The sequence below is a fragment of the Serratia sp. UGAL515B_01 genome (genome assembly GCF_033095805.1).
Classification (GTDB): Bacteria; Pseudomonadota; Gammaproteobacteria; order Enterobacterales; family Enterobacteriaceae; genus Chania.
On sequence record NZ_CP109901.1, the window covers coordinates 4,190,868 to 4,215,431 of the forward strand.

21 protein-coding genes and 1 pseudogene are annotated in these 24,564 nt (G+C 49.1%); 19 read left to right on the plus strand and 3 right to left on the minus strand.

Annotated features, from left to right (window positions below; genetic code table 11):
* Window positions 1–53: 53 nt before the first annotated feature.
* The 12 genes and pseudogenes from OK023_RS18960 (at window position 54) to hemB (ending at window position 12,322) form a co-directional block, all read left to right on the plus strand.
* Window positions 54–583, plus strand: a pseudogene (locus tag OK023_RS18960) (DedA family protein).
* Window positions 584–1,427: 844 nt separating this feature from the next.
* Window positions 1,428–2,210 (plus strand): histidine phosphatase family protein, encoded by a 783-nt coding sequence (locus tag OK023_RS18965; protein ID WP_411569428.1) that lies wholly within the window; start codon window positions 1,428–1,430, stop codon window positions 2,208–2,210.
* Between the two features lie 96 nt (window positions 2,211–2,306).
* Entirely contained in the window at window positions 2,307–3,620 is a 1,314-nt protein-coding gene (locus tag OK023_RS18970; protein ID WP_317694192.1) for an OprD family outer membrane porin, read from the plus strand.
* A gap of 385 nt (window positions 3,621–4,005) precedes the next feature.
* Window positions 4,006–5,544 (plus strand): DNA recombination protein RmuC, encoded by a 1,539-nt coding sequence (gene rmuC, locus OK023_RS18975; RefSeq protein WP_317694193.1) that lies wholly within the window; start codon window positions 4,006–4,008, stop codon window positions 5,542–5,544.
* 69 nt (window positions 5,545–5,613) lie between these two features.
* Complete coding sequence (gene ubiE, locus OK023_RS18980) at window positions 5,614–6,369, plus strand: bifunctional demethylmenaquinone methyltransferase/2-methoxy-6-polyprenyl-1,4-benzoquinol methylase UbiE (RefSeq protein WP_317694194.1); 756 nt, start codon at window positions 5,614–5,616, stop codon at window positions 6,367–6,369.
* Between the two features lie 14 nt (window positions 6,370–6,383).
* Window positions 6,384–6,992, plus strand: a complete 609-nt coding sequence (locus OK023_RS18985) for a ubiquinone biosynthesis protein UbiJ (protein ID WP_317694195.1) — start codon at window positions 6,384–6,386, stop codon at window positions 6,990–6,992.
* Complete coding sequence (ubiB, locus tag OK023_RS18990; protein WP_317694196.1) at window positions 6,989–8,620, plus strand: ubiquinone biosynthesis regulatory protein kinase UbiB; 1,632 nt, start codon at window positions 6,989–6,991, stop codon at window positions 8,618–8,620. The genes OK023_RS18985 and ubiB overlap by 4 nt, the downstream gene beginning before the upstream one ends.
* 257 nt (window positions 8,621–8,877) lie before the next feature.
* On the plus strand, window positions 8,878–9,138 hold the full coding sequence (tatA, locus tag OK023_RS18995; RefSeq protein ID WP_317694197.1) for a Sec-independent protein translocase subunit TatA: 261 nt from the start codon (window positions 8,878–8,880) through the stop codon (window positions 9,136–9,138).
* 3 nt (window positions 9,139–9,141) lie between these two features.
* Complete coding sequence (gene tatB / locus OK023_RS19000) at window positions 9,142–9,690, plus strand: Sec-independent protein translocase protein TatB (protein WP_317694198.1); 549 nt, start codon at window positions 9,142–9,144, stop codon at window positions 9,688–9,690.
* A 3-nt stretch (window positions 9,691–9,693) separates the two neighbouring features.
* Window positions 9,694–10,461 carry a Sec-independent protein translocase subunit TatC gene (gene tatC, locus OK023_RS19005; protein ID WP_317694199.1) on the plus strand — a complete coding sequence of 256 codons (768 nt, stop codon included), beginning with the start codon at window positions 9,694–9,696 and terminating at the stop codon, window positions 10,459–10,461.
* Between the two features lie 41 nt (window positions 10,462–10,502).
* Window positions 10,503–11,285 carry a 3'-5' ssDNA/RNA exonuclease TatD gene (tatD, locus tag OK023_RS19010; RefSeq protein ID WP_317694200.1) on the plus strand — a complete coding sequence of 261 codons (783 nt, stop codon included), beginning with the start codon at window positions 10,503–10,505 and terminating at the stop codon, window positions 11,283–11,285.
* A 14-nt stretch (window positions 11,286–11,299) separates the two neighbouring features.
* Window positions 11,300–12,322, plus strand: a complete 1,023-nt coding sequence (gene hemB / locus OK023_RS19015) for a porphobilinogen synthase (protein ID WP_317694201.1) — start codon at window positions 11,300–11,302, stop codon at window positions 12,320–12,322.
* Window positions 12,323–12,364: 42 nt separating this feature from the next.
* Here hemB and rfaH read toward each other — a convergent pair whose 3' ends face one another.
* Window positions 12,365–12,853 (minus strand): transcription/translation regulatory transformer protein RfaH, encoded by a 489-nt coding sequence (rfaH, locus tag OK023_RS19020; protein WP_317694202.1) that lies wholly within the window; start codon window positions 12,851–12,853, stop codon window positions 12,365–12,367.
* Between the two features lie 594 nt (window positions 12,854–13,447).
* On the opposite strand from rfaH, the gene pepE reads away from it, so the two are divergent.
* The 3 genes from pepE to fre all read left to right on the plus strand — a co-directional run bounded on the left by pepE (window position 13,448) and on the right by fre (window position 16,672).
* Window positions 13,448–14,173, plus strand: a complete 726-nt coding sequence (pepE, locus tag OK023_RS19025) for a dipeptidase PepE (RefSeq protein ID WP_317694203.1) — start codon at window positions 13,448–13,450, stop codon at window positions 14,171–14,173.
* 250 nt (window positions 14,174–14,423) lie between these two features.
* Window positions 14,424–15,920, plus strand: a complete 1,497-nt coding sequence (gene ubiD / locus OK023_RS19030; RefSeq protein WP_317694204.1) for a 4-hydroxy-3-polyprenylbenzoate decarboxylase — start codon at window positions 14,424–14,426, stop codon at window positions 15,918–15,920.
* 50 nt (window positions 15,921–15,970) lie between these two features.
* Window positions 15,971–16,672: an NAD(P)H-flavin reductase gene (fre, locus tag OK023_RS19035; RefSeq protein ID WP_317694205.1), complete on the plus strand. Its 702-nt coding sequence runs from the start codon at window positions 15,971–15,973 to the stop codon at window positions 16,670–16,672.
* Window positions 16,673–16,826: 154 nt separating this feature from the next.
* On the opposite strand, the gene fadA is transcribed toward fre, so the two are convergent.
* Both fadA and fadB read right to left on the minus strand, forming a co-directional pair.
* The gene (gene fadA / locus OK023_RS19040) at window positions 16,827–17,990 is read right to left on the minus strand and encodes an acetyl-CoA C-acyltransferase FadA (protein WP_317694206.1); all 1,164 of its coding nucleotides are present in this window, start codon (window positions 17,988–17,990) and stop codon (window positions 16,827–16,829) included.
* Between the two features lie 10 nt (window positions 17,991–18,000).
* Window positions 18,001–20,193: a fatty acid oxidation complex subunit alpha FadB gene (gene fadB, locus OK023_RS19045; protein ID WP_317694207.1), complete on the minus strand. Its 2,193-nt coding sequence runs from the start codon at window positions 20,191–20,193 to the stop codon at window positions 18,001–18,003.
* Window positions 20,194–20,511: 318 nt separating this feature from the next.
* On the opposite strand from fadB, the gene pepQ reads away from it, so the two are divergent.
* Genes pepQ through hemG form a run of 4 tightly spaced genes read left to right on the plus strand, consistent with a single transcriptional unit; the run spans window position 20,512 to window position 24,499 of the window.
* Window positions 20,512–21,843 carry a Xaa-Pro dipeptidase gene (pepQ, locus tag OK023_RS19050; protein ID WP_317694208.1) on the plus strand — a complete coding sequence of 444 codons (1,332 nt, stop codon included), beginning with the start codon at window positions 20,512–20,514 and terminating at the stop codon, window positions 21,841–21,843.
* Window positions 21,843–22,457, plus strand: coding sequence for an IMPACT family protein (locus tag OK023_RS19055; protein ID WP_317694209.1), 615 nt, complete (start codon window positions 21,843–21,845; stop codon window positions 22,455–22,457). Before pepQ ends, OK023_RS19055 begins: the two co-directional genes overlap by 1 nt.
* Window positions 22,458–22,491: 34 nt before the next feature.
* On the plus strand, window positions 22,492–23,943 hold the full coding sequence (gene trkH, locus OK023_RS19060) for a Trk system potassium transporter TrkH (protein ID WP_317694210.1): 1,452 nt from the start codon (window positions 22,492–22,494) through the stop codon (window positions 23,941–23,943).
* A gap of 22 nt (window positions 23,944–23,965) precedes the next feature.
* Window positions 23,966–24,499 carry a menaquinone-dependent protoporphyrinogen IX dehydrogenase gene (gene hemG, locus OK023_RS19065; protein ID WP_317694211.1) on the plus strand — a complete coding sequence of 178 codons (534 nt, stop codon included), beginning with the start codon at window positions 23,966–23,968 and terminating at the stop codon, window positions 24,497–24,499.
* Window positions 24,500–24,564: the final 65 nt, after the last annotated feature.

Below are 24,564 nucleotides of genomic sequence, written 5' to 3' on the forward strand. Positions count from 1 at the left end.
TTTGCGATTGCGTATTATTGAGGTTAGTTTTTTATCTAAACAGGAGCAGGTAATTGAGCCTCAATGATGTTGTCGACTGGGTGAGCGAAGTGATACGCCAACATGAAGCTTGGGCTGTACCTATCATCTTCTTTTTGGCATTTGGCGAGTCACTGGCTTTTCTTTCTTTGCTGCTGCCTGCAACGGTCATTTTGCTCGCGTTGGGGGCACTTATCGGCGAAAGTGGCATTGCTTTCTGGCCGATTTGGGCCGCCGCTACGGCAGGGGCATTTTTTGGTGATTGGCTTTCCTATTGGGTGGGATATCACTACCAGGATCGTGTTGCCCATATGTGGCCGCTTTCGCGTAATCCACAGCTGTTAGTGCGTGGTCATGCATTTTTTGAACGGTGGGGTGTTCTGGGTATTTTCTTTGGCCGCTTCTTCGGCCCATTGCGTGCCGTGGTGCCGTTGGTCGGGGGATCTGCGCTATGCCACAAACGTTGTTCCAGACCGCTAATATTACCTCAGCGATGATCTGGGCATTTGGGATCTTGGCTCCCGGGGCATTTGGGATTAAGTGGTTGACACAGTGGATGGGCTAGGCTGTGTCCCTTAACTGTCCGTGGTGCCGTCGCAGACCCAAAAGCTCGTTATCCAAGATAGAGAGTGAAAGGCTGAGTGGCACAAGGTTCAAGCTCGACAACGCAGATAAAGCGTGCCCTTCCGCGCTTGGACCACGTGCAAGCATTGCTGTGTTGTCCGCGGCTTACTGAGTCCACGAAAAACTCACGGCTCACACCTTTTCCTAAATAACCGCGCTTAATACCGCTTCACTGTAAGCTTCAGGTCGGTGGGAATAATGCGGAACGCCGACACGACGTGAACCCCTCCCTGGGGGCTCGTGTCGCGCATCCCTGCGCTTAACGGTCGGCTAACCTGCATCACTCCCACCTGTAGCACTATTAGACGGGGCTATTTAGGCATAAATGACCGCCAGTGGTACTTGCGAGCAGCTAAAAGATAACGCCTAAATGTCTATACCCTTCATACTTCAAGTTACATGGGGGTTGGCTTCGTGCGTTCGTACCGGTCACATAGTGAGCTATGCTCCTGGTGACTCTCAGACTTGCCGCCTACATGCAACTCGAATTATTTTGGGTATAACCTCATTAATTACTTTTCATTGCTAAATATAATTAAAGCTAAGTGAGAATTCGATCACGATTTTATCTTAAGATAATGTTTTTTCTTTCCCTGGCTTTTTAGTGGTGTTATTTTCCAAATAAGTGGATTGTTACTGTTAATAAACAGGCAAAACCCAAATCTGTTGACGAAAAATTGTCACGGGTTTGGGTTTTTTTTGTGGTTTAGTTAAGTAACGACTGCGAGTAATTAAAAAGCTAACGTATAGACGTAATATTTTCTACTAAGGAATAATCAATGAAAATTAAAACATGGTTGTTGGCCTCTCTGCTTTCTTTATCTTCGGCATCTGTACTTCATGTTTCTGCTGCTGAAACCGATAGCGTAAATATTTACTTTGCCCGTCATGGTAAAACGATACTTAATACCTATGAACGAGTACAGGGCTGGGCAGATTCACCACTGACACCTGCGGGTGTCGAAGTGGCTCGCTATCTGGGGGCGGGTTTAAAAGGGATCACATTTGATCGCTATTACACCAGCGATGCGGGGCGGCAGCGCGAAACGATGAAAACTATCCTGCAGGAAATTGGACAGCCGCAGGCTAAAGTAACGGAGCTTACTGATTTACGTGAGGTATTCTTCGGAGGATTTGAAGGGCTGCCAAACGAAAATATGTACGATGCCTCTGCTAAAACGCTGGGTTTGGCTCCCGGTGTCACTGTTTTTAAGCAGGTAAGTGAAGGCAAAATCAACCTTATCACAATGGTTGATACCATCAGCAAGAGTGATGACCAAAAAGAGGCCGAAGATGCTCTCCAGGTTAAAACGCGTATGCAGCGTGCTTTGAATACCATGGTACAGGATGCCTTAAAGGATGGAGACAAAAATATACTGGCGGTTTCTTCAGGATTATCGATATTAATGATGCTTTCAGATATGACTGATAATCCGAATAAAAATAAGCCACTGGAAAATGCAGCGGTAGTGAAGATTAGTTATAAAGATGGAAAATATACGGTAACCGACGTTGGCGACATGAGTTATGTATCAAAAGGAAAGGAGGCCTTAAAGAAAAGTCATTAAGCTTTTTTGTGAAAATAAATATACCTTCATAATTTTGATATGCCGGGTGTAAATCCCCGGCTGGCTTTCACTAGATCTATTTCAGGGATGACAATAATGAAAAGTTCCTTTTCATGGTGTTTTATTGCGGTATCACTATTATCTTCCACCGTTCAAGCTGCTGATGAAAACGTATTTTCCTCATCTTTTTTCAGTGATAGCCATGCTGAAATTTCACTGAAAAATATCTGGAAATACCTCAAGGAGGATTCTGCTAATCCCAAAAGAGTTCATAACGCTTGGGGGCAAGGGTTGGCGCTAAGCTATCAATCCGGTTATCTGGCAGATACTCTCGGTGTTAATCTTGATTACTACAGTGCGGTAAAACTGGGAGCCAGCGACTATTTCAACAGTCGTGGAGTGCTGTATAACAATGGGCCAGGTAATGATAAAAGTAATGCAACTGGCTTCAGCAAGATTGGTCAACGCTATGTCAAACTTAAAGGTGAGGTTGGTGGTGCTGCGCTCAATGCACAGTGGGGTTGGCAAACTTTGCATGACTATGGCGTGCTTACTAACTCCACACATCTTTCACCCACCGCTTACCTCGGCTGGTCGGGGGGGATAACGGGGGCTGGACTTTCTTTACGCGGTGCCTACGTTGAGCGCTCCATGGAGCGGAACTCTCCAGACAGCCTGCGTTTGCAAACCAATGATAGGCGTTTTATTAACCACCTTGCTACAGGAGAGCTGGGTTATAAAAATGACCTGTTTAATGGGCAATTGATTTATGGAGAGTCGCAGAATTACTTACGTCGTCAGATCCTACTCCTAACGATTAAACCCGCTAAAAAACTCAGTCTGAGTAGCCAGATTTATGCCACCCAGGCGTTGGATGATTACAAAGTGATGGCGCTGGACAGACGTAATTTTGATCGTACCGCTAATCACTATGCCTTTGATGTTAAATGGAAGGAACCTCGTTGGAACCTTAAGTTGGGGGCCTCCTACACACGGGCAGCGAAAGGAGAAGGCGAACTCGGTTTTTTTCCGCGGCAATTGACCAGAAACTCACGCGGCTCTTACACCTCAATGTCCCACGTTGGCGAGGACTATCTGCGTGATGGTGAAACTATGTTGGCAGTGCTGGCCGAGTACCATATTACCCCAGAGTTTAGCGCAGGTATTACCGGCAACTATGGCCAGTTTAACTACCAAGGGACGATGGTGCACACGGGGGAAGTCAACGCTTTTGGCAGTTGGGCTCCTTCGCATCCTGCGCTGAAAAATTTGAAGATTTTCAGCAGGATCGGTCCAGGTTGGTCCTATAAGAATGTGAATAAAACGCCAGTGATATCCGAAGGGCGTTATTTCCGTTCCCATTCTCTTGCTGCCGAGTTTATCGCCGAGTATCGCTTTAAACTGTTTTAGGCTATGCCTCTTAACTGTTCGTGGTGCCGTCGCAGACCCAAAAGCCCATTATCAAGGGGGGGAGGGCAGAGTGGCCCTCTGCTCAAGCCCGATAACACAGAGAATAGGCTTTTGGGGCGCGACCCTACGGGCTGACGCCATTTGCGCGCAGAACAAGGCGTGAGCCGTGAGGTTGGGTGGACCCAATAAGCGGCGAACAACGCAGCAATGCGCGCAAATGACCGCCAACGGCGCTCGCGTACAGTTAAGGGACACAGCCTGGTCTTTTTTATCGGTGCTGCGTCTTCCTGAATGAAAATAGACTGGACACCCATACAGCATCACTTTAACGTTGCATGCAACAAGCGCGACACGTGCTGGGATCGTATAGCTAATGGGAGGCAGGGTGGATACCAGTTTGGTTTATGGTATTGGTGGGATGGCGATAGGTTTGCTGCTGGGATGGCTGATGGTTAGCCTGAGGGCTCAGCAGCACAGCGCCAAATATGAAACCGATCTGCGCTTGCTGGAACAATCTCTGCGGCAGACACAAATCGAAAACGATACCTGCCAAGAGAAATTACAGCGCAGCGATCAGCAACTGCGGCAAAACGATCAGGAATTACGCACGCTGCATAGTCAACTCGCCGCTGGGCAGGAGAGGCTACAGCAACTCAATCACTGGCGTAATGAGTGCGAATTATTGAATCAGGAGCTACGGGCGCAGCGTGAAGTCATCAGTGCGCAAGAGGCCGAATTGCGTGAAGTGACGATTCGTCTGGAAGAGACCCGCATGGCGGCGGAAGAAAAACAGCGGTTACTGATCAATAGTGAACAGCGCCTGAACACTCAGTTTGAAAACCTGGCGAACCGGATTTTTGAAAACAGTGGACGCAAGGTGGATGAACAGAATAAACAAAGTTTAGACCGTCTGCTGTTGCCCTTACGCGAGCAGTTGGACGGTTTTCGTCGTCAAGTGCAGGAGAGCTTTGGTCAGGAAGCCCGCGAACGGCATACGCTAACTCACGAAATCCGTAACCTGCAGCAACTGAATGCGCAAATGGCGCGTGAAGCACTCAATCTGACCAAAGCGCTGAAAGGGGATAACAAAACGCAAGGCAATTGGGGAGAAGTAGTACTGAGTCGAGTGTTGGAGGCCTCTGGTCTGCGCGAAGGGCATGAGTACGAAACCCAGGTTAACGTACGCGTGGATCATCAAAGCCGTATGCAGCCCGATGTTATTGTGCGTTTGCCTCAGGGCAAGGACGTGGTGATAGATGCCAAGATGTCTTTGGTGGCCTACGAACGTTACTTTAACAGTGGGGACGATACTGAGCGTGAGGGCGCATTGAATGAGCATATTGCTTCGCTGCGTGGGCATATCCGCCTCTTAGGCCGGAAGGATTATCAACAATTGCCGGGCTTACGCTCACTGGATTACGTGTTGATGTTTATCCCCGTGGAGCCTGCATTTTTACTGGCGATAGATCGTGAACCTGACCTGATCGGTGATGCGTTGCGGCACAATATCATGCTGGTGAGTCCGACCACGCTGTTGGTCGCTTTGCGCACTATTAGTAACCTGTGGCGTTATGAGCAACAAAGTCAGAACGCACAGCGAATTGCCGATCGTGCTGCACGGCTGTATGACAAGATGCGCCTGTTTGTTGACGATATGTCTGCATTAGGGCAAAGCCTGGATAAAGCTCAGGGCACTTTTCGCTTGGCAATGAACAAACTTAGCGAAGGTCGTGGTAATCTTATTGGCCAGATTGAAGGGTTCCGGGCGTTGGGGGTCGAGGTTAAACGGCCAATTAACCCGCAATTAGCTCAGCAATCAGATATCCAAGATGATAATGAGACTCCCGCAATGCGATACAATGAGAGTGTTGCATTACAAGGTAGAGGCGATGAAGACGCCGAAGAACCTGGTTCCACCGCGTAGTAGGTGGGGTATTTTGCGGCTTTCTGGTACACTCCTTGACACTAAATTGACTGAATAGCAGGCAGGACAATGGTAGATCAAACGCAGGAAACCACCGATTTTGGCTTTCGTACGGTAGCGAGAGACGAAAAGCAGGCCATGGTGGCAAACGTTTTTCACTCTGTGGCGGCAAAGTATGATGTGATGAACGACCTGATGTCGTTTGGTATCCACCGGCTTTGGAAGCGTTTTACCATTGATTGCAGCGGTGTGCGCCGTGGTCAACGCGTGCTGGATCTGGCCGGGGGAACTGGCGATCTGGCGGCCAAATTCTCGCGTATGGTTGGTGAACAAGGACAGGTAATACTGGCGGACATCAACGACTCGATGCTTAAAATGGGGCGTGAAAAACTGCGCGATCGTGGCATTGTCGGCAATATCAGCTATGTGCAAGCAAATGCTGAAACTCTGCCATTTCCTGATAACTATTTTGATTGCATCACCATTTCCTTTGGCTTACGTAACGTGACCGACAAAGATAAGGCACTGCGCTCTATGTTCCGCGTGTTAAAACCGGGTGGTCGCCTGCTGGTTCTCGAGTTCTCCAAACCGTTGATAGAGCCATTAAGTAAAGCTTACGACGCTTATTCCTTCCATGTGCTGCCTAAAATTGGCGAGCTGGTGGTAAAAGACCCAGACAGCTACCGCTATCTGGCTGAGTCGATCCGTATGCATCCCGATCAGGATACGCTCAAAGGTATGATGAGCGCGGCTGGTTTTGAAAACGTCACCTATTTTAATCTGACCGGTGGCATTGTTGCATTGCACCGGGGCTTTAAGTTCTGATGATGGAAATGCCGATGCTGCTAACTCCGTTACTGACTGGTGTGCTGGAAACTTCCCTCAATAGCCTGCTGTTTCGCGACCGCAGTATGAAATCTGTGCGCCAACGGTTGCTAGGTAAGATACTGCGCATCGAATTGCAGGAGCTTTCAGCTCCTTTGGTATTGATCTTCAGCGAGCATCGGGTAGATGTGCTCGGGCAGTCTGAAGACCATGCAGATTGTACTTTACAAACCCGAGTGTCGGCTTTGGTGAAACTGCGTGATCGTCAGCAACTCTCGCCAATGATGCGTAGTGGTGAATTGATCGTCGAAGGTGATATCCAAGTGTTACAGCAGTTGGTAGCACTGCTCGACCTGGCGGAGTGGGAGCCTGCGGAGTGGCTTGCACCTTATATCGGTGATATTGCCGCGCAAGGGCTTAGCCAGATTGCCAGTAAAGGTCTTGGATTGGTAAAGTCGGGCTGGCAAAGTCAGCAACGTTATATGGCAGAGGCGTTGACAGAGGAGTGGCGTATGGCTCCAGGGACGCTTGAAGTGATCTGGTTTAACGAAGAAGTTGATGCCGTAGCTCGCCAACTAGAAGCGCTGATTGTCCGCATGGACAAATTGGAGGGCAAACGATGACTCCTGGCGAAATATGTCGTTTCTATTTGATCGTCAACGTTTTGCTCAGCTATGGTCTGGATGAACTGATCCCCAAAATGCGTTTGACGCTTCCATTGCGCATTGGTCGGCGTTTCCTATTCTGGATGCCGAATCGTCATAAAGACAAAGCGTTGGGTGAACGCCTACGTCTTGCCTTACAGGAATTGGGACCCGTGTGGGTTAAATTCGGGCAGATGATGTCGACGCGCCGCGATCTTTTCCCCCCGCACATTGCCGATCAACTGATGCTGTTGCAGGATCGGGTTGCTCCTTTTGATGGTGTATTAGCGCGCAAACATATTGAATTAGCTATGGGGGGGCCGCTGGAAAACTGGTTCGAGGATTTTGAGCAGCAGGCGCTGGCTTCAGCTTCAATTGCTCAGGTGCATACCGCACGGTTGAAAAGCAACGGGCAGGAAGTCGTCCTGAAAGTGATTCGCCCGGATATTGGACCGATTATCAAGGCTGATGTGCGTTTAATGTACCGCTTGGCAGGCTGGGTGCCAAAGCTGATGCCAGACGGCCGCCGTTTGCGTCCGCGTGAAGTGGTTCGTGAGTATGAGAAAACCCTGCTCGATGAATTGAACCTGTTGCGTGAGGCGGCTAATGCCATCCAATTGCGTCGTAATTTCGATGGCAGTCCAATGCTTTATGTACCCGAGGTTTACTCTGATTACTGCCGTGAAAGTGTCTTGGTGATGGAGCGAATTTACGGTATTCCAGTGTCGGATATTGATGCCCTTGAAAAACAGGGGACCAATATGAAACTGCTGGCAGAGCGTGGGGTTCAGGTGTTTTTTACCCAGGTATTTCGCGATAGCTTCTTCCATGCTGATATGCACCCCGGCAATATCTTTGTCAGCTATGAGCATCCTGAGGATCCCCTTTATATCGGTATTGACTGTGGGATCGTTGGCTCTCTCAACAAGGAAGATAAGCGTTATCTCGCAGAGAATTTTATCGCTTTCTTTAACCGCGACTACCGTAAGGTTGCTGAGCTGCACGTCGATTCAGGTTGGGTGCCGCGTGATACCAATGTTGAAGACTTTGAATTTGCTATTCGCACCGTCTGCGAGCCGATTTTTGAAAAGCCTTTGGCGGAGATTTCGTTTGGTCATGTGTTGTTGAATCTTTTCAATACTGCGCGTCGTTTCAATATGGAAGTGCAACCACAGCTGGTTTTATTGCAGAAGACCTTGCTGTATGTTGAAGGTCTTGGCCGTCAGTTATATCCACAACTGGATTTATGGACCACAGCGAAGCCCTTCCTTGAAAGTTGGCTGCGGGACCAGGTCGGTATTCCCGCAGTGATCCGTGCGCTGAAAGAAAAAGCACCCTACTGGGCTGAGAAACTGCCAGAATTACCTGAATTATTTTATGACAGTCTGCAACAACATAAACGATTGCAACAAAGTGTGGATAATCTGGCAGGGCAGATGCAAGCACAACGTCTTCGTCAAGGTCAATCACGATATCTGTTTGGTGTTGGCGCTACACTGTTAGTAAGTGGTACGATTTTACTGCTGGGCGGTGTAGACGACTTTCCAGCTTGGCTGATGGCTGCGGGCCTGGTTGCCTGGATAGTGGGTTGGAAACGCACAGCTTGAATGGATGATAAACTTGGTTAAAAGCCGTCGTAGTGTAGGAATGATTGCAAATTGCGGGTAATAATGCTGCAACTTTGCGTCTGACTATATACCTCAGTCACTTCAATATGCAGGTAGACGTTGACTGGACGCAGCCCCAGAAACTTGGTAAATCAAGTGGTAGGAGTAAGCAAAGGCCGTTAACATTGCTTCAAGTTGAAGAGCGATGGGTATCATACGGCAAGGTGAAATAACCCCTTAATGTAGAGGTAAAAGGAATGGGTGGTATTAGTATTTGGCAATTGTTGATCATCGCAGTGATTGTGGTACTGCTGTTTGGTACCAATAAACTCCGTACGTTGGGTTCCGATCTCGGTGCATCAATCAAAGGTTTCAAAAAGGCGATCGGCGACGATAAGACTCCGCCGACCAATACGACAGAAAAAACCAGCAATGACGCTGACTTTGCGGCCAAGCCTATCACTGATAAGCAGCCTGAAGTAAAAACGGAAGAGTCGAAGAACAAAGAGCAGGTATAAACCGTGTTTGACATTGGGTTTGGTGAACTGCTGCTGGTGATGGTGATTGGCTTGGTTGTGCTCGGGCCAGAACGGTTGCCTGTGGCGGTCAAAACTGTAGCAGGCTGGATCAGAGCGCTACGCTCTTTGGCTTCCTCTGTGCAGAATGAGCTTTCGCAGGAGCTGAAACTGCAAGAATTGCAGGACAGCCTGAAGAAGGTTGAAAAAGCTGGCTTGCAGAACTTGACGCCAGAGCTTAAAGCGTCAATGGACGAGTTGAAGGAAGCGGCGGAATCGTTGAAGCGTTCTTACCACGTTGAGAATGACGACCCGTCAAAGACGATCCATAACCCACAGGTTACCGATCCTGAAGCCATGCATGACGATGTGGCTCATGCTGATACGGCTATCCCTGCTTCTGCCACCGCCGCGCGGCCTGAAAATACGGCAGTGACAAAAAAGGTCGATAGTGCGACCACTGTGAAAGCGGAACAAGCTCCTGCGATGCAGGCCATTCAAGAGCCTGTGGCTGAAAAATCCACAGCGTCTCAAAAACTTACTAGCGAACGTTAAAACATGGTCGTTGAAGATACCCAACCGCTTATCAGTCATTTGATCGAACTGCGTAAGCGGCTGTTGAATTCGATCATCAGCGTACTGGTGATCTTTATCGTGTTGGTATTTTTCGCCAACGATATTTATCAGTTAGTGTCAGCGCCACTGATCAAACAGTTACCTAGTGGGGCGAGCATGATTGCCACCGATGTGGCTTCGCCGTTCTTTACCCCAATCAAGTTGACGATGATGGTCTCGGTGATTGTTGCCGCACCCATTATTCTCTATCAGCTCTGGGCTTTCATCGCCCCTGCGTTATATCAGCATGAACGTCGCTTGATGATGCCACTGCTGGTGTCCAGTAGCTTACTGTTTTATCTGGGCATGGCGTTTGCTTACTTTATTGTGTTTCCCCTGGCCTTTGGCTTTTTCGCTAAGACAGCGCCTGCTGGCGTGCTGATTGCTACCGATATCAGCAATTACCTCAGTTTCGTCATGGCGCTGTTTATGGCGTTCGGTGTGGCTTTTGAAGTCCCAGTGGCTATCATTCTGCTATGTTGGAGCGGAGTAACCAACCCGGAAGATCTGAGAAAAAAACGCCCGTATGTGCTGGTCGGTGCCTTCGTCGTGGGCATGTTGCTGACGCCGCCGGATGTATTCTCACAAACTCTATTGGCGATCCCAATGTATATGTTGTTTGAAGTCGGGGTATTCTTTGCTCGCTTCTACGTTGGGAAACGGCGCAAACCAGCGGAAGAAGAGGAAGGCGAACAGCCACCTGCTTCTTGATCCCAAGCCGCCCAATGGGCGGTTTTTGCTTTGGAAAAATCATGTTTGATATTGGTGTTAATCTCACCAGCCCACAATTTAGCAACGATGCACAGCAGGTGGTTGAGCGCGCTCGTACCTCTGGCGTGACGGGAATACTGATCACCGGCACCAATGCTCAGCAAAGCGAAGCCGCCAGCCATTTGGCGCGGCAAAATGCGGGTTTTTGCTGGTCTACCGCCGGCGTACATCCGCATGATGCCAGTGGTTGGAGTGATGATGCTGCACAACAAGTCCGACAGCTTGCCGCTCGGCAGGAAGTGGTGGCGATAGGCGAATGTGGGTTGGATTTTAACCGCAATTTTTCAACGCCAGCACAGCAGGAAAAGGCATTCAGTGACCAGTTGGCATTGGTTGCTGAACTCAATCTTCCCGTATTCCTGCATTGCCGTGAGGCACACGTACGTTTTGCAGCGCTGTTGGCGCCGTGGTTGCATAAACTGCCTGCTGCGGTGGTGCACTGTTTTACGGGGACCGCCGAAGAATTAGAAAGCTGTCTGGCGCTGGGGCTATCGATCGGTATTACCGGTTGGGTTTGCGATGAACGGCGTGGCCTTCAGTTACGCACCTTGTTACCGCAAATTCCTATCGATAGGCTGTTGCTGGAAACAGATGCTCCTTATCTGCTACCCCGGGACTTACACCCAAAACCTGCATCTCGTCGCAACGAACCCTGTTTTCTGCCCCATATCGTCCGGCAGGTTGCCGCTTGGCGTGGGCAAGACCCTGAATGGTTAGGGACGAAAACTGATGAGAATGCCCGCCGACTTTTCCGGCTGGTCTGAGTTAGGAGAACATTATGAGCTATGCATTTCCGGGCACTTTCCCGGGTCGCCGTATGCGCCGCGTGCGTCGTCATGATTTCAGTCGCCGTCTGGTGGCGGAAAATCAACTGACGGTGAACGACTTGATTTACCCGGTATTTGTCATGGAAGGCAGCAACCGCCAGGAAACCGTCTCATCCATGCCCGGTGTCTCACGCATGAGCATCGATTTGTTGATCAAAGAAGCAGAGACCATCGCCAAACTCGGTGTTCCTGTGATCTCTTTGTTCCCGGTGATTGAACCGGGTTTGAAATCGTTATATGCGGAAGAAGCTTATAATCCCGATGGTTTGGTGCAACGTACCGTACGTGCGTTAAAAGCCGCTGTTCCCGAATTAGGGGTTTTAACCGATGTGGCACTCGATCCTTATACTACACACGGGCAGGACGGGGTGATCGACGAACATGGCTATGTGATCAACGATGTCAGCAAAGAAATTTTGGTCCGTCAGGCGCTTTCTCATGCTGAGGCCGGTGCCGAGATTGTGGCACCCAGTGATATGATGGATGGCCGCGTCGGCGCGATCCGCGAGCGCTTGGAACAGATCGGTATGGTTAATACCCAGATCATGGCGTATTCCGCTAAATATGCTTCCTGTTACTACGGCCCATTCCGCGATGCATTGGGTTCATCAGGTAACCTGAAAGGGGGCAACAAAAAAACCTATCAGATGGATCCGGCCAACAGCGATGAAGCGTTGCAGGAGATTGCCCAGGATTTGCAGGAAGGCGCAGACATAGTGATGGTGAAACCAGGAATGCCGTATCTGGATGTCGTTCGCCGCGTGAAAGAGACCTTTGGCGTGCCGACTTTTGCTTACCAGGTTTCTGGTGAGTACGCGATGCATATGGCCGCTATCCAGAATGGCTGGTTGCAGGAACAACCGGCAGTAATGGAATCGTTGTTGTGCTTTAAGCGTGCTGGTGCTGACGGTGTGCTGACTTACTTTGCTAAACGTGTAGCTCAGTGGTTGCAGGAAGACGCAATGCGTCGTTAATTGCGAGCATAGCAAACAGGCACCCATGGGTGCCTGTTTGCGTTATAACTTCTGGAATTGCCGGTTATCAATACTCTGGTTAACCTGCTTGTTGATCAGATTAAGCAGCAGCATGGAACGTGCCTCGCCGTCAGGTTCAGTGTAGATTGCCTGCAAGCCTTCGAATACCCCATCGACGATTAGAACGGTATCGCCAGGTTGCGGTATTTTTGGATCGACATAATGCCCATCGCTATGCGCCTGAAGGTCTTTGATGACCTGAGGAGGTATCTGAGTAGGTAATGCACCAAAACGTACAAAGTGGCTCACACCACGGGTCGCACTGATGGTAGTGGTATGGATGCGTTCTGGATCGAATTCCACAAATAGATAGTTGGGGAATAATGGCTCACTGACCAATGTGCGTTTACCGCGAACGAACTTTTCCAACGTGATAATCGGGCTTAGGCAGTTGACTTGTTGCCTTACCAAGTGTTCCTGTGCCCGCAAGAGCTGCCCGCGCTTACAATAAAGTAAATACCAAGATTCCATAATTTCACACGCCTTCCAGCCAGCCTATAAGCATACCAAAAGCCACTACGGATACCTAGTGATGCAAATTCTCAATTCTTATTGCACGATCTATTGCCAGTTACGCCTGTAGTACCGTTACAATCTAAATAGGTGTTCTTAATACCGCGACACATCACGCTTCTGGCAGGTGGCAATGATGAGATACGCCGACACGCCGAGCCCCCATTACTGGGGGCTCGTATCGCGCATCCATCCGTTCAACTAACCTGCATCGCTCACACCTGTAGCACTATTACGCGCTAATGAAATGGACATCTCCCCATAATCGGCTTCAATGAGCCATGCTGTCAGTGTTTGCCAACAGCAGAATAAAGAGGTGTCCAATGGAACAAATTATCGGAATCGATCTGGCAAAGCGAGTTTTTCAGGTTCATATCGTTTCTCTACAGGGTGAAAAGAAAGCCAACATCCCAGCGATTCAACATGAAGTCACATAATTTTCTGCTTATATTAGGTATAACATTGGGCTTGAAATTTTCCACTGTCACAGTACGGCGAGCAAAAAAGCTGCTCGATGTGGCGTTACTGTCATTTTTGAACTGAAGGAAAACCATGGAACTATTTCTGCTGAGTAATGGCAAACTTTCTGGTGAAGCCGAGCTACTCGGTTATGCGAAAAATCCACTGTTGGCAATGATTAAACGCCGTAATATCACTTCTGCCGTACTTATTCCCTATGCCCTGATCCGTAGTGACTACGATCAACGTGCGCAGGACCTGAGCAAAACGTTAGGTATCAAAGTGACCAGTATTCATCATGCTGAGTCCCCGGCAGATGCGATTGCGCAGGCCGAATGTATTCTGATTAGTGGCGGAAACACCTGGATGCTGAACCAGATGCTGCACGAAAATGGTTTGATTGTGCCGATCCAGCGTGCTGTACGCGAACGCCAGGTGCCTTATATAGGTTGGAGTGCGGGTTGCAATGTCGCGACGCCAAGTATTCGCACCACCAACGATATGCCGGTACGAAACAGTGTTGTGTTGCCCGCGCTCGGGCTGTTCCCTCTGCAGATTAACCCGCACTATATTGATGCCCACATCAGTGGCCATATGGGGGAAACCCGCGATGAGCGTTTGGCAGAGTTTTGCGCGGTTAACCCAAGTGAGTCTGTCGTGGCGCTGCGTGAAGGTAGCCTGCTACACGTCAGTGGTAACGATCTACATTACTTCAGTGCCAAACAGCAGGGCTTCAAAGTGTTTCGTCACGGAGTTGAGACGCAGGAATATCACGATACTTTGGCATTAGGTCCGTTAGTGCCCTTTACTTGCCACTAAGGTGCAGATTTCCATTTAACAAAATAGCGATAACAACCTTGAAGAGGGCTTATAGCCCTCACTAGATAGCATCCAAACATTATGGTGGTGACAACCCAGATTAGTAGCAGTAATGTGGGCAGATTAGCTAGAATTTGTTAATCTAGTCGAAAGCAGTGAACTACCTTAAAATCAGACAGTTAAGCAAATGTAGGTCAAAATAAAGGTTTTCTCATTAACGCATTTAAATTTGCTATAAATCAATGGTGTAATGGCTTACATGAAATACCGTGACTTACGCGATTTCCTCTCTTTGCTGGAGAAGAGAGGTGAATTAAAACGTATCAGCCAGCCGATCGACCCCTATCTGGAAATGACAGAAATAGCCGATCGTACATTGCGTGCGGGCGGTCCCGCGCTGTTATTCGAAAATCCGAAGGGCTATGACATGCCTGTGCTCTGCAACCTGTTTGGCACACCTCAGCGTGTGGCGATGGGGATGGGGCAGGAGGAGGTCAGTGCGCTGCGCGAAGTTGGCAAGCTGCTGGCGTTTCTTAAGGAACCTGAGCCGCCAAAGGGTTTCCGCGATCTGTTTGATAAAATGCCTAAATTCAAGCAAGTGCTGAACATGTCAACCAAGGTATTGGGCTCAGCCCCTTGCCAAGAGCAGGTATGGCAAGGGGATGATGTCGATCTTGGGCGTATTCCTGTGATGCATTGCTGGCCAGAAGATGCTGCCCCGCTGGTTACCTGGGGGTTGACGGTAACACGCGGTCCGTATAAAGAACGCCAGAATCTGGGGATCTACCGCCAACAGGTGCTGGGTAAAAATAAGCTGATTATGCGTTGGCTGTCACACCGTGGAGGTGCACTCGATTATCTGGAGTGGTGCCAGGCTCACCCAGGGGAGCGCTTCCCGGTGGCAGTTGCACTTGGCGCAGATCCCGCTACCATCCTAGGGGCGGTGACGCCAGTACCCGACAATATGTCTGAGTATGCTTTTGCCGGGTTGTTGCGTGGCAATAAAACCGAAGTGGTCAAATGCCTTTCTAATGACCTTGAAGTGCCAGCGAGCGCGGAAATTGTATTGGAAGGTTATATCGAACAAGGAGAAATGGCACCCGAAGGGCCTTATGGAGACCATACGGGATATTATAATGAAGTTGATAATTTCCCGGTTTTTACCGTTACCCATATCACTCAGCGGCGTGACGCTATTTATCACTCAACTTATACTGGTCGTCCGCCGGATGAACCAGCAGTTTTGGGTATGGCACTGAACGAAGTGCTGGTGCCAATACTGCAAAAGCAGTTTCCGGAAATCGTTGATTTCTACCTGCCACCCGAAGGGTGTTCTTACCGTTTAGCGGTAGTCACCATCAAAAAACAGTACGCAGGGCATGCAAAACGCGTGATGATGGGCGTCTGGTCTTTCCTGCGCCAGTTTATGTATACCAAATTTGTTATCGTATGCGATGACGATGTGAATGCGCGCGACTGGAATGACGTGATTTGGGCTATCACTACCAGAATGGATCCGGCAAGAGATACCGTGTTGATGGAGAATACGCCGATTGATTATCTGGATTTCGCTTCACCCGTTTCTGGTCTTGGGTCGAAGATGGGACTGGATGCTACCAATAAATGGCCTGGAGAGACCCATCGCGAATGGGGCCGTCCTATTCAGATGGATGAGAAGGTGCGTGCGCGTATCGATGACATCTGGGATGAGCTCGCCATACTCAGTGACAGAGAACCAACGCTTTAGAGCCAGCATTTGTTCTCCGTCTTGAATTGATGACCCAACAGAGGGAACGCATGACAATATTGAGCTGTAAAGTGACCTCCGTAGAGGCCATTACCGATACCGTTTACCGAGTACGTCTGGTGCCTGAAGCATCGTTTTCGTTCAAAGCAGGGCAATACCTGATGGTTGTGATGGACGAACGTGATAAACGTCCGTTTTCTCTTGCCTCCACGCCGATGCAACAGGAGTATATCGAATTACATATTGGTGCTTCTGAACTGAATCTGTATGCGATGGCGGTGATGGATCGTGTGCTGAAAGAACAGGCGATTACCGTTGATATTCCGCACGGCGATGCTTGGTTGCGTGAAGATAGCCAACGTCCTTTGGTGTTGATTGCTGGGGGCACAGGGTTCTCTTATGCACGTTCCATTCTACTGACAGCTTTGGCAAAGCAATCTGAACGCGATATCTCGATTTATTGGGGGGGGCGTGAACTGAAACATCTTTATGATCTCAGCGAATTAGAAGCTATCTCGGTGCAGTATCCTAACTTGAAGGTTATTCCTGTAGTGGAGCAGCCGGAAAATGCCTGGCGTGGCCGCAGCGGTACGGTATTAAGCGCTGTGTTGCAGGACTTTGGTTCGTTGGCTGAGCACGATATATATATTGCTGGCCGCTTTGAAATGGCGAAAATCGCTCGCGAGCGATTTTGTGCAGAGCGTGGCGCCTTGGAATCACACATGTTTGGTGATGCTTTCTCATTTATTTGAACGGTCGTACAGCAGGTTAAAGGGGGTAACCAGATGCTACCCCGTTTTTATTAGCATCAGTATAAATCGCATCTATAAAAAACCCGCCTATGATAGGCGGGAAGCACGGCAACTAACCCTTTTTAATGCCCAGAAAGACGTTTAATCAGAGCTGTTAAATACGTTCAAACACTGTGGCAATGCCCTGCCCTAAACCAATACACATAGTCGCGAGCCCGAACTGAACGTCTCGGCGCTCCATGTTGTTCAACAATGTTGTCGAGATACGTGAACCCGAACAGCCTAATGGATGACCTAAGGCGATCGCTCCACCGTTAATGTTGACCTTCTCGTCCATGCTTTCCAGTAGCCCCAAGTCTTTAATGCAAGGAAGAGACTGGGCTGCAAAAGCCTCATTCAATTCAAACAGGTCAATGTCCTGTAGACTCAGGCCAGCGCGTTTTAACGCCAGCTTGCTGGCAGGCACTGGGCCATACCCCATGATCGAAGGATCGCATCCCACAACTGCCATTGAACGGATACGAGCACGGGCTTTTAAGCCAAGTGCTTTAGCTCGCGATTCACCCATGAGTAACATGGCAGAAGCCCCGTCTGACAATGCCGAAGAACTTCCCGCCGTTACTGTACCGCTCGCAGGATCGAATGCTGGGCGCAGTGCAGCCAGACTGGCAACGGTAGTTTCCGGGCGGATCACTTCATCATAGTCGTAACGTGTCAGTACACCGTCGGCGTCATGGCCAGTGGTGGGGATAATTTCATTCTTGAAGTAACCCGCCTGTGTTGCTGTATGGGCACGTTGGTGAGAGCGGGCTGCGAATTCATCCTGCATTTCGCGACTGATATTATGCATTCTTGCCAGCATTTCTGCGGTCAACCCCATCATCCCGGCGGCTTTTGCCACGGTGCGACCCAAGCCAGGATGAAAGTCTACGCCGTGGTTCATGGGGACATGACCCATATGTTCCACACCGCCAATCAGACTGATCTGCGCGTCGCCGACCATGATCGTGCGCGCAGCATCGTGCAGTGCTTGCATTGATGAACCACACAGGCGGTTGACTGTCACAGCAGGAACACTGTGTGGGATCTCTGCCAGCAGTGCCGCGTTACGGGCGATGTTAAAGCCCTGTTCAAGCGTTTGTTGCACACAGCCCCAGTAAATATCATCTATTTCGGAGGCATTCAGTGCTGGGTTGCGGCTTAGCACTGCGCGCATCAGGTGAGCGGAGAGATCTTCAGCACGCACTTGGCGGAAAGCACCGCCTTTTGAGCGGCCCATTGGGGTACGCACGGCATCAACAATAACTACGTTTTCCATCTTTATGACCTCATGCCGGTTGGTCAGTGGTGATATCAGACAGCGCCGCCGTCACCACCGGATAGTAGCTTTCATTACGCTCTGCCTTGGCGCGCAAACCCTCGGGTACCTGATACAGTGGACCCAAGTGGGCATAGCGCTGTGCTATTTCAACGTAATTAGCTGTGCCCAGTGTATCCAGATAACGGAATGCACCACCGTGGAACGGTGGGAAACCAATGCCATAGACCAGTGCCATATCGGCTTCCGCCGGGCTAGTGATGATACCTTCTTCCAGGCAGCGAACCACTTCATTGATCATTGGGATCATCATGCGAGCGATGATTTCTTCAGTGCTGATAACTTGCGCTGGATGGCTGACTTCTGCTAGCAGAGCATCGGTCTGTTCATCGTTATCTTTACGCGGTTTGCCTTTGCTGTCCTGGCTATAACGATAGAAGCCTAATTGATTTTTTTGGCCAAAGCGCTGATTCTCGAACATGACGTCAATAGCATCACGATAATTTTTACTCATCCGTTCAGGGAAACCGGCAGCCATGACAGAATGGGCGTGGTGAGCTGTATCAATACCGACAACATCCAGCAGATAAGCCGGGCCCATCGGCCAGCCAAACTGTTTTTCCATGACTTTATCGATCTGCCGGAAATCAGCGCCATCACGTAGCAGTAGACTGAAACCTGAGAAATAGGGGAATAGAACACGGTTAACAAAGAAGCCAGGGCAATCGTTAACTACAATTGGCGTCTTGCCCATGCGGGTTGCGTAGGCTACGACGTTAGCGATAGTGCTGTCACTGGTTTGTTCGCCGCGAATAATCTCAACCAGCGGCATACGATGCACCGGGTTGAAGAAGTGCATGCCACAGAAATTCTGTGGTCGTTTTAATGATTTAGCCAGATGAGTAATCGGGATTGTTGAAGTATTAGAGGCTAAAACGGCATTTTCGCTGACTAGAGCTTCTACTTCAGACAACACGGCCGCTTTCACTTTCGGGTTTTCTACTACGGCTTCAACGATCAATTGGGCACGTTCAATACCGGCATAATTCAGCGTAGGTTGAATGGTTGATAGCACTTGGGCCATCTTCAAACCGTCCAGTTTGCCGCGTTCCAACTGTTTATTCAGCAACTTTGCTGCTTCACTCATACCGAGTGTCAAAGAGGCGTCACTAATATCCTTCATTATCACTGGAACGCCTTTCAGTGCAGATTGATAGGCGATGCCCCCACCCATAATCCCAGCCCCTAGGACGGCGGCTTGCTTAGGCGCTTCAGCGTTTTTTGCCAATTTCTTCGCTTGGCTTTTTACGAATTGATCGTTGAGAAAAATACCGACCAGAGCACGTGCTTCGTTTGAACGAGCTAATGGCACAAAACTTGCTGTTTCCAGTTGTAATGCGGCGTCACGGCCTAACTTGGCGGCTGCTTCGATAGTTTTTACTGCTGTCATCGGTGCTGGGTAGTGTTTACCCGCGGTTTGCAACACCATGCCTTTAGCCGTGGAAAAACTCATTGCGGCTTCGATTGGGCTAAGTTTTAGCGGCTCCAGCTTTGGTTGACGGTAGGCCCGCCAGTCAAGTTGGCCATCGATCGCTTGATGAAGAATTTTCAAGGCGGCTTCGAGCAGTTTTTCTGGTGCTACCACTGAATCTACTAAACCGACTTTAAGAGCATCTTTGGCGCCGATATCTTTCCCTGCGGCGATGATTTCTAGCGCACTGTCATTACCCAGAAGACGAGGCAAACGAACTGAACCGCCGAAGCCAGGCATGATACCAAGCTTTGTTTCGGGTAAGCCGATGCGTACATCTGGGGAAGCAACACGGAAATCGGTTGCCAAAACACACTCACAACCCCCGCCTAGGGCATAGCCATTAATAGCGGAAATGGTTGGGATCGGTAAGTCTTCCAGACGGTTAAATACTGAATTGGCAAACGCGAGCCATTCGTGCAGCTTTTCAGCAGGTGCTGCAAACAGCGAGAGGAACTCGGTAATATCGGCACCCACAATGAATGCGGTTTTAGAGGAGCGTACCAGCAGCCCTTTTAGTTCGGTCTGTTTTTCAAGCACGTCGAGTGCGGCCCCCAAGCTGGCAACAGTTCTGGTATCCAGTTTGTTTATCGGGCCTGGGGCATTGAACACCAACTCGGCAATGCCGTTTTCTAGCCAGTGTACTTGTAATGTTTCGCCTTGGTAGAGCATGTCTATCTCCTGAATCAGCGCATACGATCTGGTATGACCAGATGAAGAGGAGTGTGGTTTTTATGTTAATAACTTGCAAATTATAGATTGTATATTTGCAAACCTGATCACAGGAAGAACAGTTAACTCACTAATAATAATTAAATTTATTTTTATCATGGTTCTGGGCGTTCAACAGTATTATCCCGATGCAGCTAAAATGTTTAGCTGTTTTTCAGACGGTTGCGAAGTACACCGCAAGCAAGAACGATGGGCTTGGAGCGTAGAGTCAGTGTGTTAAGATGGCACCCTCCGTTTTGAGGGCATAAGGGTACTGTGATGGAAACGCTAGCTTCTTTGTATAACGATCACCTGGCAACGTTGCAAAAACGGGCGCGCGAAGCCTTGGTGTACAATAACCTTGATGCGTTGCTGATCCATTCCGGTGAATTGCAACGCGTGTTTCTGGATGATCATCACTATCCGTTTAAGGTGAATGCTAATTTCAAGGCGTGGGTGCCCGTGACTTCTGTGCCGAATTGTTGGCTGTTGGTCGATGGTGTTAATAAACCGAAACTGTGGTTCTATTCCCCAGTAGATTATTGGCACAGTGTTGAACCACTGCCGGACAGTTTCTGGACCCAATCCATTGAGCTATTGCCACTGACCAAGGCGGATGATATTGCCAGCCAATTGCCGGTGCGGTGTGAACGTATAGGTTACATTGGCTATTCGCCGCAGCGTGCACTTTCTATTGGGATTAGTGCCGAAAATATTAACCCGCAAGCGGTACTTAATTATCTCGATTTTCATCGTTCGAGCAAAACCGACTATGAATTGGCCTGTATGCGTGAAGCACAGAAAACCGCCGTAATAGGTCATCGCGCAGCTTATGACGCTTTCCAGTCTGGTATGAGTGAGTTCGATATCAACTTGGCTTATCTGGCTGCAACCGGTCATCGCGATACCGACGTGCCTTATGACAATATTGTGGCGCTCAACGAACATGCAGCTGTGTTGCATTACACCAAACTGGATAATCAGCTACCGCAGGAGTTCAGGAGTTTCTTGATAGATGCCGGTGCGGAATATAATGGCTACGCCGCCGACCTTACCCGGACTTATGGCAAGCAAAGTGATGATGCATACGCCCATCTATTGAAAGATCTCAATGACGAACAATTGGCTTTGATCGACACGATGAAAGCCGGGGTAAGCTACACCAATTATCATGTACAGATGCACCAACGCCTTGCCAAAATTTTGAAAAATCACAAACTGGTGACCGGTATCAGCGAAGAGGCTATGGTTGAACAAGGGGTTACCTGCCCATTCTTGCCGCATGGGTTAGGCCATCCACTTGGTTTACAGGTACATGACGTTGCCGGATTTATGCAAGATGAGAGTGGCACTCATCTTGCGGCACCGGAAAAATATCCTTTCCTGCGTTGTACCCGAGTCTTGCAGCCCGGTATGGTGTTGACCATCGAACCAGGCCTTTATTTTATTGAATCGCTTTTAGCACCGTGGCGTGCTGGCGAACTCGGCAAACATTTTGCGTGGGATCGGATTGATGCTTTGAAGCCCTATGGAGGTATTCGCATTGAGGATAATATCGTGATTCATGAGAAGCGCATCGAGAATATGACGCGTGATCTGAATCTGGCCTGATGCAGCCTTATCCGATCCCAGGGGCGGTAATCAGCGTCAGTGAAGAAATAAAGAAAAGCCGTTTCATCACCCAGTTGGCGCCGACCTGTGGAGTTGATGCGGCCAAAGCTTTTATTCACCATGTTCGAGAAGAACACCCAGCGGCTCGGCATCATTGCTGGGCCTTTATTGCTGGCCCCCCAGGCGACTCGCAGCAGCTTGGGTTCTCTGATGACGGCGAGCCTTCCGGTACGGCAGGTAAGCCTATCTTAGCCCAATTGATGGGCAGTGGTATCGGTGAGATAACGGCTGTCGTTGTGCGTTACTACGGTGGTATCAAGCTAGGCACTGGTGGTTTGGTGAAAGCTTATGGCAGTGGAATACAGCAAGCGTTGAAACAGCTTATTGTCATGTACAAAGTGCCGCAGGTCGAATATACGTTGCTGTGCGATTACGCACAGCTAGCTCTGGTAGAGAATTTACTTCAACAAAGCGACGGGCGGATTGTTCATGGGGAATATGGTGCAGCCGTTGTGTTGCATTTGGCTTTACCTGCAACGGGGATTGAGGCATTCGGGAATAAATTACGTGATAAAAGTCGCGGAAATTTGCAATTAATTCCCATATCGCAATAATTCCCCCAACTGAATTGCTAAGGATCGTGCTGAAATGCATTTTCGCGCCATAACCCGTATTGTGGGTCTGCTGGTTATCCTGTTTTCCGGGACAATGTTCATCCCCGGTCTGGTGGCATTAATCTACCGCGATGGAGCAGGCAGGGCATTTACCCAGACCTTCTTTGTAGCAGTGACGATTGGTTTAATGCTGTGGTGGCCAAACCGTAAGCAGAAAAATGAATTAAAACCGCGTGAGGGGTTTCTGATTGTTGTTCTGTTCTGGACGGTGCTGGGTAGCGTAGGGGCATTGCCTTTTCTGTTTTCCGAACGTCCTAATCTATCTTTGACAGATGCTTTCTTTGAGTCTTTCTCCGGTTTAACCACTACCGGCGCGACAACGTTGGTGGGGCTGGACGCTTTACCCAAAGCTATTCTTTTCTACCGCCAGATGCTGCAATGGATGGGCGGAATGGGGATCATTGTGCTGGCAGTTGCCATCCTTCCGATCCTCGGTGTTGGTGGTATGCAGCTGTACCGGGCAGAAATGCCTGGCCCACTCAAAGACAACAAGATGCGGCCCCGTATTGCTGAAACGGCCAAAACCCTATGGCTGATCTATGTTTTATTGACGATTGCCTGTGCTCTTGCGCTATGGGGGGCGGGCATGTCGGCGTTCGATGCTATCGGCCATAGCTTTGCCACCATCGCTATTGGTGGGTTTTCCACCCATGATGCCAGTATCGGTTATTTTGCGAGCCCGACCATCAATAGCATTATTGCCATTTTCCTGTTGATTTCTGGTTGTAACTTCGGACTTCACTTTGCATTGTTAAGTGGGCGCAGTTTAAGCGTGTATTGGCGAGACCCAGAATTCCGTATGTTCATTGCTGTGCAGTTTATCCTGGTACTGGTGTGCAGCGTGATATTATGGTGGAACGGGGTTTATAAAAGTGGCATGGAAACGATTAATCAGGCTTTTTTCCAAGTGGTGTCGATGGCGACGACAGCTGGTTTCACTACCGACAGTTTTTCTAAATGGCCTCTGTTCTTGCCGATGTTATTGCTTTGTTCTGCATTTATTGGTGGTTGCGCAGGTTCAACCGGTGGTGGTCTAAAAGTAATTCGTATTCTCTTGCTGTATCTACAGGGAACGCGTGAGTTGAAACGTTTGGTACACCCTAATGCGGTTTACACCATCAAGCTCGGCAGGCGTGCACTGCCGGAGCGTATCCTTGAAGCCGTTTGGGGATTCTTCTCTGCCTATGCATTGGTGTTCATCATTAGCATGCTGGCTATTATTGCCACCGGTGTTGATGATTTCTCTGCTTTTGCGGCAGTAACAGCTACGCTCAATAACCTAGGACCAGGCCTTGGTGTTGTTGCTGATAACTTCACGACTATGCCGCCACCGGCGAAGTGGATATTGGTATTGACTATGCTTTTTGGTCGCTTGGAAGTTTTTACGCTACTGGTTCTTTTTACGCCGACATTCTGGCGTGAGTGAAACTATATAAAGGAGTAACGCCATGAAGGCACTGATTCTCTATTCAAGCCGTGACGGACAAACTCGCGCTATTGCTTCTTATATAGCTAACAAATTGCAGAATACCCAAAACTGTGACGTTTTCGATCTGCAGCAAATAGAGGCAATAGAACTTGAGCAGTATCAGAAGGTACTTATAGGTGCATCTGTGCGTTACGGGCATTTCTCACCGGCGTTGATGAAGTTTGTTAAACGCCATGCTGTGCAACTTAATCAAATGCCAAGTGCGTTCTTTGCCGTTAATTTAACTGCGCGTAAGCCAGAGAAACGTTCTCCACAAACCAATGCCTACACTCGTAAGTTCTTGCTGTCATCGCCTTGGCAACCAAAACAGTGCGCCGTGTTTGCTGGCGCATTGCGTTACCCACGTTACCGATGGTTTGACCGTGTGATGATCCGTTTCATTATGAAGATGACAGGCGGAGAAACTGATACCAGTAAAGAGGTGGAATATACAGATTGGCAACAAGTGGACTACTTCGCCCAGGAATTGAGCCGACTCCAGTACGAAAAGTGACAAAAACGCCGCGTTGTGCAGCGTTTTGCTGAAAAAAACCGCGTTTGAAACATTTTTTTAAATTA

Excerpts from the sequence above, each read along its gene's own strand:
- rfaH (WP_317694202.1), bottom strand. The coding sequence starts at position 12,853 with ATGGAATCTTGGTATTTACTTTATTGTAAGCGCGGGCAGCTCTTGCGG.
- hemB (WP_317694201.1), top strand. The coding sequence starts at position 11,300 with ATGAGCTATGCATTTCCGGGCACTTTCCCGGGTCGCCGTATGCGCCGC.
- tatC (WP_317694199.1), top strand. The coding sequence starts at position 9,694 with ATGGTCGTTGAAGATACCCAACCGCTTATCAGTCATTTGATCGAACTG.
- OK023_RS19055 (WP_317694209.1), top strand. The coding sequence starts at position 21,843 with ATGCAGCCTTATCCGATCCCAGGGGCGGTAATCAGCGTCAGTGAAGAA.
- OK023_RS18985 (WP_317694195.1), top strand. The coding sequence starts at position 6,384 with ATGCTGCTAACTCCGTTACTGACTGGTGTGCTGGAAACTTCCCTCAAT.
- fadA (WP_317694206.1), bottom strand. The coding sequence starts at position 17,990 with ATGGAAAACGTAGTTATTGTTGATGCCGTGCGTACCCCAATGGGCCGC.
- tatA (WP_317694197.1), top strand. The coding sequence starts at position 8,878 with ATGGGTGGTATTAGTATTTGGCAATTGTTGATCATCGCAGTGATTGTG.
- fadB (WP_317694207.1), bottom strand. The coding sequence starts at position 20,193 with ATGCTCTACCAAGGCGAAACATTACAAGTACACTGGCTAGAAAACGGC.
- fre (WP_317694205.1), top strand. The coding sequence starts at position 15,971 with ATGACAATATTGAGCTGTAAAGTGACCTCCGTAGAGGCCATTACCGAT.
- trkH (WP_317694210.1), top strand. The coding sequence starts at position 22,492 with ATGCATTTTCGCGCCATAACCCGTATTGTGGGTCTGCTGGTTATCCTG.
- pepQ (WP_317694208.1), top strand. The coding sequence starts at position 20,512 with ATGGAAACGCTAGCTTCTTTGTATAACGATCACCTGGCAACGTTGCAA.
- ubiE (WP_317694194.1), top strand. The coding sequence starts at position 5,614 with ATGGTAGATCAAACGCAGGAAACCACCGATTTTGGCTTTCGTACGGTA.
- OK023_RS18970 (WP_317694192.1), top strand. The coding sequence starts at position 2,307 with ATGAAAAGTTCCTTTTCATGGTGTTTTATTGCGGTATCACTATTATCT.
- hemG (WP_317694211.1), top strand. The coding sequence starts at position 23,966 with ATGAAGGCACTGATTCTCTATTCAAGCCGTGACGGACAAACTCGCGCT.
- pepE (WP_317694203.1), top strand. The coding sequence starts at position 13,448 with ATGGAACTATTTCTGCTGAGTAATGGCAAACTTTCTGGTGAAGCCGAG.
- ubiB (WP_317694196.1), top strand. The coding sequence starts at position 6,989 with ATGACTCCTGGCGAAATATGTCGTTTCTATTTGATCGTCAACGTTTTG.
- ubiD (WP_317694204.1), top strand. The coding sequence starts at position 14,424 with ATGGCTTACATGAAATACCGTGACTTACGCGATTTCCTCTCTTTGCTG.
- tatD (WP_317694200.1), top strand. The coding sequence starts at position 10,503 with ATGTTTGATATTGGTGTTAATCTCACCAGCCCACAATTTAGCAACGAT.